A 13,156-nucleotide genomic window follows, 5' to 3' on the forward strand; every position below is an offset into this window, starting at 1 on the left:
GAGAAGGGTATGGGATAAGGGGGCGGCCGCAGGCCGGACACGCACTGCAATGAGGCTGCGTTGACGCCCTATGGGCGCCCCCTCACCCTAACCCTCTCCCCAGAGGGGCGAGGGAACAAAGGTTCAATCAGAACAAAGCCATCCCATGTCAGCCCTTGTCCTCGACGGTCTCACCAAACGATACGGTCCCGTGACCGCGGTGCACGGCGCGTCGCTGCGCATCCCGCATGGGCAATTCGTCTGCCTGCTCGGCCCGTCCGGCTGCGGGAAGACGACGCTGCTGCGCATGATCGCCGGGCTGGAGGACCCCTCCGGCGGACGGCTGGTCATCGACGGACGCGACATCACCACAGCCCCCGCCCACACGCGGGAATTCGGCATGGTGTTCCAGTCGCTGGCCCTCTTCCCGCACCTGACGGCGGGCGAGAACATCGCCTACCCTCTGCGCATCCGCGGCGCCACGAAGGCCGAGCAGCGCAAGCGCGCCGACGAGCTTCTGGAGCTGGTCCGCCTGCCCGGCGTCGCCGACCGGCCCGTCTCCAAGTTGTCGGGCGGGCAGCGGCAGCGAGTCGCCATCGCCCGCGCGCTGGCCCTGTCGCCCAAGCTGTTCCTGCTGGACGAGCCGCTGTCGGCGCTCGACGCCAAGCTGCGCGAGGCCATGCAGATCGAGCTGAAGCAGCTTCAGCAGCGGCTGGGCATCACCACCATCGTCGTCACCCACGACCAGCGGGAGGCGATGACCATGGCCGACCTCGTGGTGGTGATGTCGCAGGGGCGCATCCATCAGGCCGCCCCGCCGATGGAGGTCTACCGCCAGCCCGCCGACGCCTTCGTCGCCGACTTCATCGGCATGACCAACCTGCTGGAGGGCGAGGTCACCGCCCCCGGCACCGCCGCCGTTCCCGGCGGCACCCTGCATCTGCCCGACCTGCCGCCGACGGGCCGCGTCCTGCTGTCGGTCCGGCCGGAGGACGTGGTCGTCCACCCCGCCGGGACGGACGGGCCCAACCGGCTGACCGGCACGCTGTCCTTCATGCGCGACCTCGGCGCCAGCGTGGAGTTCCGCATCGACGTCGCCGGGCGGGAGATCGTCGCGCTGTCGCGCCCGCAGGACCGCCCGCCGGTCGCCCCCGGCGGCGCCCTGTCGGTGGAGTTCCCCCCGGCGGCCTGCGTCGTGCTGCCGCCCGCCGCGGAGCACGCCCGATGATCCGCCGCGCCCCCCGCGGTCTGGCCGAGCACGCGCCGATCCTGTTCCCGGCGCTGATGCTGGTCGTCTTCTTCGTCATCCCCTTCAGCCTGATGATCGCGGTCAGCGTCTTCCGGCGCGTGCCCGGCGGCTTCTACGAGCCGGACCTCGTCTTCGCCAATTACGAGCGGTTCCTGACCGCCTTCTTCGGCGGGGTGATGTCCTTCTCGCTGGGGCTGGCGGCGCTGGTCGCGGCGCTGTCGGTCGGCATCGCCTTCCCCTTCACCTACCGGCTGGTCAAGCTGTCGCGCGGGGCGCAGATCCGCTGGCTGGTCTTCCTGCTGTCGATCCTGTCGCTGTCGGAAGTCATCATCGGCTTCGCCTGGTCCACCCTGCTGTCGCGCACCGCGGGCATCACCAACCTGTTCGTGGCGCTCGGCCTAATGGCCGAGCCGCAATCGCTCAGCCCCAGCTTCGGCGCATTGCTGGCCGGGCTGGTCTATCAGGCCTTTCCCTACACGGTGCTGGTGCTCTACCCGGCGCTCGCCCGTCTCGACCCCTATCTGGAGGAGGCGGCGCGCACGCTGGGTTCCTCGCCGCTGCGCGCCTTCTTCACGGTGGTCGTGCCGGCGCTGCGCAACACCATCGTGGCGACCACGATCATGGTGTTCGTCTTCGCGCTCGGCTCCTACCTGCTGCCGCAGCTTCTCGGGCGGCCGCAGCACTGGACGCTGTCGGTGCTCATCACCGACCAGGCGATCTACCAGTCCAACATGCCCTTCGCGGCGGCGATGGCCGTCTTCCTGGTGCTGGTCAGCCTCGCCCTCGTCGGGCTGGCGCTGCTCGCCGGGCGGCGGGAGGAGACGGCCTGATGCTGATGCGCACGCTGAATTCCCTGGCCGCCGGCCTGATCGCCCTGGTCCTGGCGGCCCCCATCCTGGTGGTGGCCGGCGTCTCGGTGAACGAGAAGAAGGCGCTGACCTTCCCGCCGCAGGGCTTCTCGCTCGCCTGGTACGCCGAGGTCTTCACCGATCCCGGCTGGCGCGGCGCGCTGATCACCAGCCTCGTCGTCGCCACCCTGTCGGCGGCGCTGGCGGTGCTGATCGCCTTCCCGCTGGCCTGGTTCCTGTGGCGCTGGCGGGCCCCCTGGGCGCGGGCGTTCGAGGTGCTGGGGATGACGCCCTTCATCCTGCCGCCGGTCATCACCGCCTTGGGCTTCCTCAGCTTCTGGGCGGCGGTCGGCGAGTACGGGTCCCCCTGGACGGTGGTGGTCAGCCACGCGGTGTTCTTCGTGACGCTGCCGCTGGTCACGCTGTCGCTGGGCTTCGGCGCGGTGGACCGCTCCTACGTCGAGGCGGCGGCGACCATGGGGGCGGACGACCGGACGGTGCTGCGCACGGTGGTGATGCCGCTGGTGCGGCCCTACGTGATCTCCGGCTTCGCCTTCGCCTTCGTGCTGTCGCTGAACGAGTACATCGTGGCCTACATGGTGGTCGGCTTCACGCTGGAGACCCTGCCCATCAAGATCTTCAACGCGCTCCGCTACGGCTACACCCCGACCATGGCCGCCGTGACGGTGCTCTTCGTGTCGCTGACGGCGGTGGTCTTCGGGCTGATCGCGTGGTTCGGCGACCTGCCACGCCTTCTCGGCGCCTGGGCCAAGAACGACTAACCTTCTTTCCTTTTTCAAAGAGATCCGGACGATGATCGACCCTCAGAAGCTTGATCGTTTGCGTACGAAGTACAGCGGCTCCGGCGGCGACGACTTCCACGATCCGGAGTTCCAGCGGGTGGCTGCCCTCCAGTTCTCCGGCGGCAAGCGGGTGCAGCCCTTCGCCGGGGTGTCCACCCTGCTCGACGCCCCCTACCGCCCCGACGCGGCAGAGGCGGCGGACTTCGGCGGGCTGGACATCGCGCTGATCGGCGTTCCGATGGACCTGGGAGTCACCAACCGGGCCGGCGCCCGCCTCGGCCCGCGCGCCGTGCGCGGGATGGAGCGCATCGGCCCCTACGAGCACGCCCTGCGCATGGTCCCGGCGGCCTCCTGCAAACTGGCCGACGTCGGCGACGTGCCGCTGTCCAGCCGCTTCAGCCTGGAGTCCTGCCACGGCGACATCCTGGCCTTCTACAACCGCGTGATAGACGCCGGCGTCATCCCGCTGTCGGTCGGCGGCGACCATTCGATCACCTATTCGATCCTCAAGGCGCTGGGCCGCGAGCGTCCGGTGGGCATGATCCATTTCGACGCCCATTGCGACACCGGCGGCCCCTATGAGGGCGCCAAGTTCCACCACGGCGGTCCCTTCCGGCAGGCGGTTCTGGACGGCGTTCTGGACCCGGAGCGCACGGTGCAGATCGGCATCCGCGGCAGCACCGAGTATCTGTGGGAGTTCTCCTACGACAGCGGAATGACCGTGATCCACGCGGAGGACATCCCGGAGCGCGGCATCGCCAGCGTCATCGAGACGGCGCGCAAGGTGGTGGGCGACGGGCCGGTCTACGTCTCGTTCGACGTGGATTGCCTGGACCCGGTCTTCGCCCCCGGCACCGGCACCCCGGAGGTCGGCGGCCTGACCACGCGGGAAGCGCTGGCCATCCTGCGCGGGCTCGACGGGCTGGACATCATCGGCGGCGACGTGGTGGAGGTGGCCCCGCAGTACGACGCCACGACCAACACCGCCCACGCCGGCGCGCAGATGCTGTTCGAGATCCTCTGCCTGTCGGTGCGCGCCCTTGCCAACCGCCAGAAGCAAGCCTGACCTCATGCGGCTGACCCTGTTCCAGGCGGACGCGGAGCCCGGTGCGCCGCACCGCAACCTCGACCGTCTGGAACGGGCGGCGGCGGAGGCGGCGCGACACGGCTCCGCCCTGCTGGTCGGGCCGGAAATGGGCCTGACCGGCTACGACATCGGCGCGGCGGCGGTGCGCGCCCTGGCCGAGCCGGCGGACGGGCCGATGGCCGTGCGGGTCGCCGAGATCGCCCGGCGGCACGGCATCGCCCTGCTCTACGGCTATCCGGAGCGTGGGGAGGACGGCGCCGTCCACAACGCCGCGCAACTGATCGGGGCGGACGGGCGCGCCCTTCTGAACCAGCGCAAGACGCATCTCTACGGCGATCTCGACCGCGGTTCCTTCGCGCCGGGCGGCGACGCCTTCCCGACCGCCGAGGTCGGCGGGATGCGGGTCGGCGTGGCGATCTGCTACGACGTGGAGTTCCCCGAGCTGGTGCGCCGCCACGCTCTGGCCGGGGTGGACGCGCTGCTCGTCCCGACCGCGCTGATGACGCCCTATGAGATCGTCGCCACCACCATCGTCCCGGCCCGCGCCTTCGAGAACGGCATCTTCGTCGCCTACGCCAACCGCTGCGGGACGGAGGGGGCGTTGCGTTATTGCGGCCTCAGCAGCGTGGCGGCGCCGGACGGTTCGGTGCTGGCGCGGGCCGGCGACGGCGAGGCGTTGCTGACCGTCGATCTCGACCCTGCCCTGCGCAGCGTCGGCACGCATCTGGCGGACCGCCGCCCGGACCTGTACGGTGCGGTCTCCAGCACGCCTGGGAAGGGCGGTTCGTAGAGGAAGCACAGCATGCCGGTCACCATTGACGACATTCACGCCGCCGCCGAACGGCTGGCCGGACGCATCAGCCGCACGCCCTTCCTGCGCTCGGAAACCCTGTCGCAGATCACCGGCGCCGAGGTCTGGGTCAAGCTGGAGAATCTCCAGTTCACCGCCTCCTTCAAGGAGCGCGGGGCGGCCAACCGGCTGCTCCACCTGACGCCGGAGGAGCGGCAAGCCGGAGTGATCGCCATGTCGGCCGGCAACCACGCCCAGGCCGTGGCCTACCACGCGAAACGGCTGGGCATCGCGGCGACCATCGTCATGCCGCGCTTCACCCCCTTCGTGAAGGTCAAGCGCACGCGCTATCACGGCGCCACGGTCATCCTGGAGGGCGAGTCCCTGGCCGAGGCCGCGGCCTTCGCCCACGACCTCGCCAAGCGGGACGGGCTGGTCTTCGTCCATCCCTACGACGACGACGCGGTGATCGCCGGCCAGGGCACCGTCGTGCTGGAGATGCTGGCGGAGGTGCCGGACCTCGACGCGCTGGCCATCCCGGTGGGCGGCGGCGGGCTGGCCGCCGGGGCCGCGGTCGCCGCCCGCGCGCTGCGGCCCGGCCTGGAGGTCGTCGGGGTGGAGGTGGAGACCTACCCCGCCGCGGCGCAGCGCCTCGCCGGGAAGCCCGTCAAGGTCGGCGGCCCGACGGTGGCCGAAGGCATCGCCGTGCGCGACGTCGGCGACCGGCCCATGGACATCCTGAAGCAGAACGGCTGCGACGTGGTGCTGGTGCCGGAAGCGGTGATCGAGCGCGCCATCGCCATGCTGATCGAGGTGGAGAAGACCGTGGCGGAGGGCGCCGGGGCCGCCGGTCTGGCCGCCCTGCTCTTCCACCCCGAGCGCTTCCGCGGCAAGCGGGTCGGCCTGATCGTGTCGGGCGGCAACATCGACACGCGCACGCTCGCCAACGTGCTGATGCGCGGCTTCGCCCGCGACGGCCGCCTGATCAACCTGGACATCGACGTGGCCGACCAGCCCGGCGCGCTGGCCCAGGTGGCCCGTATCGTGGCGGAGTGCGGCGGCAACATCATCGACGTGCAGCACCAGCGCCTGTTCGGCGCCTTCTCCGTCAAGTCCGCCGAGGTCGCCCTGCTGATCGAGGTCGAGGACGAGGGCCACGGCGACCGCATCACCGAAGCCCTGCGCGGCGCCGGCTTGCCCGTCCGCAAGGCGGTGGTGGCGGAAGCGGCGCAGCCGCTGTCCAGCGCGCGGCCCTGAGCGAACACCCGAAACATACCGGCGAAGTAGCCCTCTCCCCTCTGGGGAGAGGGTGGCCCGTAAGGGCCGGTGAGGGGGATGCGCATGGCGGAAAATCCGGCACAAGCGCAACCCCCTCACCCTAGCCCTCTCCCCAGAGGGGAGAGGGGATATGGATCTGCCCATGGATTGAGCACCCCTCCCGAGCACCGCCATCTTTCGCGGCACATCCGGGCGGACCGCACAATGATCTCCAGCCCCGCCGGTTGTGGCACGGGCCATGCACTTCGCGCCTGTTCATTCGCGGAGGTCATGGATCATGTCGTCACTGGAATCACCAACCCGACCCCACCCGGTTGACGAGAAGCTTCCGCTGCTGCGCCTGCTGGCGCTGGGCATGCAGCATGTGATGGTGATGTACGCAGGGGCCATCGCCGTGCCGCTCATCATCGGCGGCGCGTTGAAGCTGCCCAAGGACCAGATCGCGTTGCTCATCAACGCCGACCTGTTCGCCTGCGGCATCGTCACGCTGATCCAGACGCTGGGCTTCTGGAAGTTCGGCATCCGCCTGCCGGTGATGATGGGCGTCACCTTCGCCGCGGTCGGCCCGATGGTCGCCATGGCGGGGAACCCGTCGCTGGGGTTGCTGGGCATCTACGGTGCGGTGATCGGGGCCGGCGTCTTCGCCACGCTGGCCGCCCCGGTGGTCGGCCGCCTGCTGCCGCTGTTCCCGCCGGTGGTGACGGGGACCGTTATCGCCATCATCGGCATCTCGCTGATGCGGGTGGGCATCACCTGGGCCGGCGGCGGGGCCGGGAACCCGAATTTCGGCGATCCGCTCTATCTCGGCGTCGCGCTGTTCGTGCTGGCGGTGATCCTGCTGGTGACCAAATACGCCAAGGGCTTCTGGGCCAACATCTCGGTCCTGCTGGGCATCGTCGCGGGCTTCGCCCTGACCATGGTTCTGGGGCTGGTCAGCTTCGACGGGGTGGGACAGGCGAAGTGGGTGGACGTCATCCGCCCGTTCCAGTTCGGCATGCCGGTGTTCGAGTTCTGGTCGATCCTGACCATGTCGCTGGTGATGATCGTCGTGATGATCGAATCCACCGGCATGTTCCTGGCGGTCGGCGAGATGGTCGGCCGCCCGGTGACGCCGGAGCAGCTGACCCGCGGCCTGCGCACGGACGGGCTGGGCACGCTGATCGGCGGCGTCTTCAACACCTTCCCCTACACCTCCTTCTCGCAGAATGTCGGGCTGGTCGGGATCACCGGGGTGCGCAGCCGCTGGGTCTGCGTGGCCGGCGGCGCCATCCTGGTCGCCTTCGGCCTGTTCCCGAAGCTGGCGCACGTCGTCGCCTCCGTCCCCACCTATGTGCTGGGCGGGGCCGGTCTGGTGATGTTCGGCATGGTCGCGGCGACCGGCATCAAGATCCTGGCGAAGGTCGACTACACGACCAACCGCGGCAACATCTACGTCGTCGCCATCAGCATCAGCCTGGGCATGGTGCCGCTGGTCGCTGACAAGATCTTCCAGAAGATGCCGCCCTTCCTGTCGCCGCTCCTGCACAGCGGCATCCTTCTCGGCACCATCGCCGCGGTCCTGCTGAACCTGTTCTTCAACGGGCTGGGCAAGGCCGGCAGCGCGGAGTTCGTCGCCGCCGCCAAGACCGCGGAGGCGTGAGGGCGACGTCTGGTTGGAATCGCAGGCCGGTCGGGATCGGGGGATTGATCCCGACCGGACGTCACTGCGTCGGGCGTTGCTCGAAGACGCCCGGACCGGGATCGCGGGCCGGCTCCACGGCGATGTCGCTGACCACGGCGGCGGAGGGGCCGCGGCGGCAGGCCTCCAGCATCCGATCCACGGCGTCCGCCGGGCCGGCGAACAGCGCCTCCACCGTTCCGTCGCCGCGGTTGCGCACCCAGCCGGCCAGCCCCAGCCGGCTCGCCGTGTCCACCGTCCAGCCGCGGTACCAGACGCCCTGCACCTTGCCATGAACGCGGGCCAGCACGGCCTTGCGGTTTTCCTCATCCGCCATTCTTATCCCCGGTATCGTTTCCGTACGGTCAGGACAATAGGACAAGAGCCGGTTCCGGAAAACCCGGCGCGCCCCGGCGCCTTCCCCTCCCCCAATGAACAGTGCCGCCAACCATTCGTCGGCGTATCATCCGTGCATGGCGGGGCGCGGGATCTCCTGTGACCGCCGGGCCGCGACAGCGAAGGCCGCGACCGGGCACGGGCGGGCTCGCACCCCCTGAACGAACGGTTCGGGAGGAACGGACATGACCATCCGAAACCCTGCGGAATGGGGAGCGGCACACTTCAAATCCTGGTCCCACGGCTTGGCCGAAGCGGGCCACGCCATCGCCCCGCCGGCGCGGGAACGGGCGGCGCTGGAGCCGACCGTGCGGCGCATCCGCAGCGACGACCTGCGCGACGCGCTGAGGAAAGGGCTCCATGACTTCATGGCCTGCCGGACCGACGTCCTCTTCATCGCCCTGATCTACCCGCTGGTCGGGCTGCTGCTGGCCGAACTTCTGCTCCACGGAAACGCGCTGCACCTGCTGTTTCCGCTGGCCTCCGGCTTCGTGCTGATCGGCCCCTTCGCCGCGGTCGGCCTCTATGAGATGAGCCGTCGGCGCGAGCGGGGCGACCGCGTGTCCTGGGCCGACGCCTTCGCGGTGGCGCGCTCCCCGGCTTTCGGGGCGATCCTGGCGATGGGGGCGATCCTGACGGCGGTGTTCCTGCTGTGGCTGGTGGCGGCGCAGCTCATCTACATGGCGACCCTCGCCCCGCTGGCGCCGGAGGGCTGGAGCGCCTTCACCCACGCCCTGTTCACCACCCGCGCCGGCTGGGCGATGATCGTGCTGGGGGTCGGGGTCGGCTTCCTGTTCGCCGTTCTGGCGCTGGCGATCAGCGTGGTCAGCTTCCCGCTCCTCATGGACCGCCGGGTCGGCGTGGCGACGGCCATCCGCACCTCCGTCCGCGCCACCCTGAGGAATCCCGAGCCCATGGCGCTCTGGGGAATGATCGTGGCCGGCGGTCTGCTGCTCGGTTCGCTGCCGGCCTTCGTCGGGCTGGTGATCGTCATGCCGGTGCTCGGCCACGCCACATGGCACCTCTACCGGCGCCTGATCCCGGAATGAGGCGGTTGGGCTAACCGCAGGCCGGCACCTGCACGGCAGGAAGCCCGTTCCACAGGATGGCGACCAGCGACCCCGCGGCGGCAAGCCCGGTGAACAGACGGATGAAGCGGCGCGGGTCCTCGCTGGTCCGCCGGCCCGGCGCGGCGCCCCACAGCGCCGCCGCCAGCACGCCCGCGGCCAGCAGCAGGGCGACCGCCGTGGCGCCGAGGATCAGCACCACCGCGACGGGGTGGCCGTACAGGTCCGCCCCGTCCCACTCGCGGGCGCAGATCAGCCCGTTGATGCCGTAGATCGCCGCGAAATGGACCGCCCAGATCAGAAAGGCCGACATCATCCCGGTGAAGGTCGCGGTAAACGCCGTCCTTTCCATGGTCCACCTCACACGGCCAGACGCGGAAACAGATGCACCAGCAGGAGGGACACGATCCCCTGCCCGCAGGTGTAGAGCCACACCAGCATCACATTGTCGAAGGTGACGCGGCGCCGCGCGTGCAGCCGCCCGGCGAAGGAGCGCGCCAGCGTGAAGCCGGTCATCAGGACCAGGATCACGACATGGAAGACCTGCCAGGAGGCCAGCATGTAGACGATGGCGCCATAGGCGCTCTCCGACGCCACGAGACCGCTGGCGATGCGGTTGTAGGGCTCGGCCACCGCGGCGGCCAGCATCAGCAGGACACCGGCGAGCAGGAGGCCCCGCATCGCCCAGGAGCGGTTGCCGGCAACGGCGCGGCTCGCCAGCAGCATCGCCCCCGCCGCCACGATCCAGAGCGCCACCTCGCCGAACAGCCACCCCAGCCCCGGCAGGGAGTCGGTGCCCACCGGCCAAACGTCCGGGCTGACCGTCCACAGGAAGACGTAGGTGAAGCACAGGCAGGCGAAGGCCGTCCCGTCGACCAGCAGCAGGACCGCCGTCCCCCACCAGGAATGGTTCTCCGATCCCTGGAGATAGACCGGCACCCGCCAGCCGCCGCCGACGTCCTGCGGCGGATGGTCGGCGCCCTTGTCGAGGCTCCACACCCACCAGAAGATCGAGGCGATGGCCAGCACCCCCGGCACCAGCGACACCCAGTAGAGCTGCACGGCCAGACAGATGAAGTGGGCGGCGGTGAACAGCCCGGCCAGGAAATGGCTCCAATGCGGGCCGGGCATCGGCATCAGATACTGGGGCCGGGCCTCGATCGGGCTGGTCACGATGGTCTCGCGCCGGCGGGTCGGGGCGCCGGGCAGATAGTGGGCACCCTCCTGCACCTCGCGCGACAGGTTCGGGTTGTCCCACAGCGGGTAGAGCGAGCGGACATGCGGGATGCTGCGCGTCGCGTAGTCGTCGTTCGGAATCCACTCCAGAGTCCCCGCCTTCCACGGATTCTCCGGCGCCGGGCGGCCCCGGCCGAAGGCGTCGCGCGCCATGTCGATCAGCACCAGCAGGACGCCGAAGGCCATCACGAAGGCCCCGACGGTCGAGACCATGTTCAGGACGTTCCAGCCCAGATCCCCGGGATAGGTGTAGACGCGGCGCGGCATGCCCATCAGGCCGCTGACATGCATGGGGAAGAAGGCGACGTTGAAGCCGATGAACATCATCCAGAAGGCCCAGCGCCCCAGCCGCTCCGACAGCATGGTGCCCTTCATCGTCGGCCACCAGTGATACAGCCCGGCGAAGACCGGGAAGACCATGCCGCCGATCAGCACGTAATGCAGGTGCGCCACCACGAAGTAGCTGTCATGGGCCTGCCAGTCGAAGGGGATGACCGCCACCATCACGCCGGTCAGGCCGCCGGCCACGAAGATGAACAGGAAGCCCAGCAGGAACCACGTCGCCACCGTCCATTGCAGCCGCCCCTTGCCCAGCGTGGCGATCCAGGCGAAGACCTGGATTCCGGCGGGCACCGACACGGCCATGCTGGCGGCGGAGAAGAAGCTCAGGCTCAGCGGCGGGATGCCGGTGGCGAACATGTGGTGCACCCACAGGCCGAAGCTGAAGAAGCCGGTGCCGACCAGCGCCACCACCACCCAGTCGTGGCCGATCAGCGGCCGCTGCGCCAGTGCCGGCACCATCATCGACACCAGCCCCGCCGCCGGCAGGAAGATGATGTAGACCTCTGGATGGCCAAAGAACCAGAACAGGTGCTGCCAGAGCAGCGGGTCGCCGCCCCGCTCCGCGATGAAGAAGGGCCAGTCGAAGGCGCGCTCGATCTCCAACAGCGCGGTCGCGATGATCACCGCCGGGAAGGCGAAGACGATCATCCCGGCCATGACCAGCATCGACCAGCAATAGACCGGGATCTTGTCCAGCGTCATGCCAGGCGGGCGGGTGCGCAGGATGCCGACGATGATCTCGATGGCCCCGGCGATGGCCGATATCTCGATGAAGCCGATCCCGAGCAGCCAGAAATCGGCGTTGATGCCGGGGGAGAACTTCATGCTGGTCAGCGGCGGGTACATGAACCAGCCGCCGTCCGGCGCCACCTCGAAGATCAGCGAGCAGAAGAAGGCCAGCCCGCCGAACAGATAGGCCCAGAAGGCGAAGGCCGACAGCCGCGGAAAGGGCAGGTCGCGCGCCGCCAGCATGGAGGGCAGCAGGAAGACGCCGATGGCCTCCACGATGGGCACAGCGAACAGGAACATCATGCCCGTGCCGTGCACGGTGAAGAACTGGTTGTAGAGGCTGTGCCCCAGCACGTCGTTTTCCGGCACGGCGAGCTGCGTCCGCATGACCAGCGCCAGCGTGCCCGAGATGACGAAGAACAGCAGCGCCGTGCCGATGTACAGCACCCCGATGATGTTGTTGTTCACCTCCTTCAGCAGGCCGAGGCCGGAGGTCGGTTTCCAGGCGCGCTTCAGCGCCTCCAGCTCCTCCTTCGGACGCGGCAGGCGGTTGGGCAGGGTGGCATCGTCGAGCGGCGGGGTCATTTCAGGCTCTCCAGCCAAACGGCGATGGCGTGCAGATCGTCGCCGCCCAGGATCGGGAAGGACGGCATGCGGTTCTCCGGCTTGATGTGCTGCGCCCCGGCGATCCAGCCGGCCAGAGCCTCCGGCGTGTTGGGCAGCGTCCCGGCGGCCAGCGCGCCGCGCCCGCCGACATGGGTCAGGTCCGGCCCGGCCGCCCCGTTGGCCGGCGTCCCGCGCACCGTGTGGCAGGACCCGCAGCCGGAGCGCAGGAAGGCGTCGCGCCCGGCGGCCCGCTGCGGCCCGTCGGGCTCCGCGGTGGGGCGGCGCTCGGCGGCCAGCCACGCCTCGAAGCGATCGGGCGGTTCCACCACCACGTCGAAGGCCATCAGCGCGTGCTGGGCGCCGCAGTACTCGGCGCACTGGCCGCGGTAGGTGCCGGGCCGCTCCCCGACCAGGATCAGCCGGTTCTCGTGGCCGGGGATCATGTCCATCTTGCCGCCCAGGCTGGGCACCCAGAAGCTGTGGATGACGTCCGCCGCGGTCACCACCACCTCCACCGGGCGCCCGGCCGGGATGACGAGGCGGTTGGCGGTGCGCAGCACCTCACCCCCCTCCTCGGCGCCCTCCACCGTCACGTCGGGATAGCGGACTTCCCACCACCACATGTAGCCGGTGACCTCGATGCGCAGCGGCTCCACCCCGCCGGTGTCCGACAGTTGCCGGGCCACGGCGAACTCGTAGACCTGCAGCGCGGTCAGCGTGACGATGGGAAAGACGAGGCCGCCGCCGATGATCCAGGCGCGGCTTCCGGGAAAGCGCTCCGGCCGGGCGATGACGGCGTAACCCGCCAGCGCCATGACGAAAAGGAAGATGACCCCACCGCCGGCGACCAGGATCAGCGTCAGGTCGAGGATCGCCTCGGCGTTGCGTCCGGCGGGGTGGAGCGCGGATTGCGGACCCCGCTCGCAGGCCGCCAGGAGCCCCATTCCGCCGGCCAGGGCCGCTCCCCGCCAACTCCGTCTGCGTCCCTCGCTGCGGCCAGACCTGCGGTCCATGCACCCCCCTCGCGGCATTGGCCCGCGGCGGCGGGCATCGTCGTTGCACGGCTAAACTCACGGCAAGGCCGCAGGT

At 69.8% G+C, this 13,156-nt stretch carries 12 protein-coding genes; 8 read left to right on the forward strand and 4 right to left on the reverse strand.

Features of this window, described 5'->3' with window-relative positions; genetic code table 11:
- Nucleotides 1–145 precede the first annotated feature (145 nt).
- The 7 genes from ACWPXE_RS28720 to ACWPXE_RS28750 all read left to right on the forward strand — a co-directional run bounded on the left by ACWPXE_RS28720 (nucleotide 146) and on the right by ACWPXE_RS28750 (nucleotide 7,673).
- Nucleotides 146–1,207, forward strand: a complete 1,062-nt coding sequence (locus tag ACWPXE_RS28720) for an ABC transporter ATP-binding protein (protein WP_454020558.1) — start codon at nucleotides 146–148, stop codon at nucleotides 1,205–1,207.
- Nucleotides 1,204–2,058: an ABC transporter permease gene (locus ACWPXE_RS28725; protein WP_035682465.1), complete on the forward strand. Its 855-nt coding sequence runs from the start codon at nucleotides 1,204–1,206 to the stop codon at nucleotides 2,056–2,058. The genes ACWPXE_RS28720 and ACWPXE_RS28725 overlap by 4 nt, the downstream gene beginning before the upstream one ends.
- The gene (locus tag ACWPXE_RS28730) at nucleotides 2,058–2,858 is read left to right on the forward strand and encodes an ABC transporter permease (protein ID WP_014199844.1); all 801 of its coding nucleotides are present in this window, start codon (nucleotides 2,058–2,060) and stop codon (nucleotides 2,856–2,858) included. The genes ACWPXE_RS28725 and ACWPXE_RS28730 overlap by 1 nt, the downstream gene beginning before the upstream one ends.
- A 31-nt stretch (nucleotides 2,859–2,889) precedes the next feature.
- Nucleotides 2,890–3,945, forward strand: a complete 1,056-nt coding sequence (gene speB, locus ACWPXE_RS28735; RefSeq protein WP_454020559.1) for an agmatinase — start codon at nucleotides 2,890–2,892, stop codon at nucleotides 3,943–3,945.
- Nucleotides 3,946–3,949: 4 nt separating this feature from the next.
- Nucleotides 3,950–4,756 carry a carbon-nitrogen hydrolase family protein gene (locus tag ACWPXE_RS28740; protein WP_454020560.1) on the forward strand — a complete coding sequence of 269 codons (807 nt, stop codon included), beginning with the start codon at nucleotides 3,950–3,952 and terminating at the stop codon, nucleotides 4,754–4,756.
- A 12-nt stretch (nucleotides 4,757–4,768) separates the two neighbouring features.
- The gene (locus tag ACWPXE_RS28745) at nucleotides 4,769–6,013 is read left to right on the forward strand and encodes a threonine ammonia-lyase (RefSeq protein ID WP_454020561.1); all 1,245 of its coding nucleotides are present in this window, start codon (nucleotides 4,769–4,771) and stop codon (nucleotides 6,011–6,013) included.
- A 298-nt stretch (nucleotides 6,014–6,311) separates the two neighbouring features.
- On the forward strand, nucleotides 6,312–7,673 hold the full coding sequence (locus tag ACWPXE_RS28750) for a nucleobase:cation symporter-2 family protein (RefSeq protein WP_454020562.1): 1,362 nt from the start codon (nucleotides 6,312–6,314) through the stop codon (nucleotides 7,671–7,673).
- A gap of 61 nt (nucleotides 7,674–7,734) precedes the next feature.
- On the opposite strand, the gene ACWPXE_RS28755 is transcribed toward ACWPXE_RS28750, so the two are convergent.
- Nucleotides 7,735–8,028 (reverse strand): acylphosphatase, encoded by a 294-nt coding sequence (locus tag ACWPXE_RS28755; RefSeq protein ID WP_454020563.1) that lies wholly within the window; start codon nucleotides 8,026–8,028, stop codon nucleotides 7,735–7,737.
- Nucleotides 8,029–8,272: 244 nt separating this feature from the next.
- Here ACWPXE_RS28755 and ACWPXE_RS28760 point away from each other — a divergent pair, with 244 nt between their 5' ends.
- A complete protein-coding gene (locus ACWPXE_RS28760; protein WP_454020564.1) occupies nucleotides 8,273–9,136 on the forward strand; it encodes a DUF2189 domain-containing protein in 864 nt (287 codons plus the stop codon).
- A gap of 10 nt (nucleotides 9,137–9,146) precedes the next feature.
- On the opposite strand, the gene ACWPXE_RS28765 is transcribed toward ACWPXE_RS28760, so the two are convergent.
- The 3 genes from ACWPXE_RS28765 to coxB are packed head-to-tail and all read right to left on the reverse strand — an operon-like array spanning nucleotide 9,147 to nucleotide 13,080.
- Complete coding sequence (locus ACWPXE_RS28765) at nucleotides 9,147–9,506, reverse strand: hypothetical protein (protein ID WP_454020565.1); 360 nt, start codon at nucleotides 9,504–9,506, stop codon at nucleotides 9,147–9,149.
- 8 nt (nucleotides 9,507–9,514) lie between these two features.
- Nucleotides 9,515–12,046, reverse strand: coding sequence for a cytochrome c oxidase subunit I (gene ctaD / locus ACWPXE_RS28770; protein WP_454020566.1), 2,532 nt, complete (start codon nucleotides 12,044–12,046; stop codon nucleotides 9,515–9,517).
- Nucleotides 12,043–13,080 (reverse strand): cytochrome c oxidase subunit II, encoded by a 1,038-nt coding sequence (coxB, locus tag ACWPXE_RS28775; protein WP_454020567.1) that lies wholly within the window; start codon nucleotides 13,078–13,080, stop codon nucleotides 12,043–12,045. The genes ctaD and coxB overlap by 4 nt, the downstream gene beginning before the upstream one ends.
- Nucleotides 13,081–13,156: the final 76 nt, after the last annotated feature.

The sequence above is a fragment of the Azospirillum sp. Marseille-Q6669 genome (assembly GCF_965111635.1).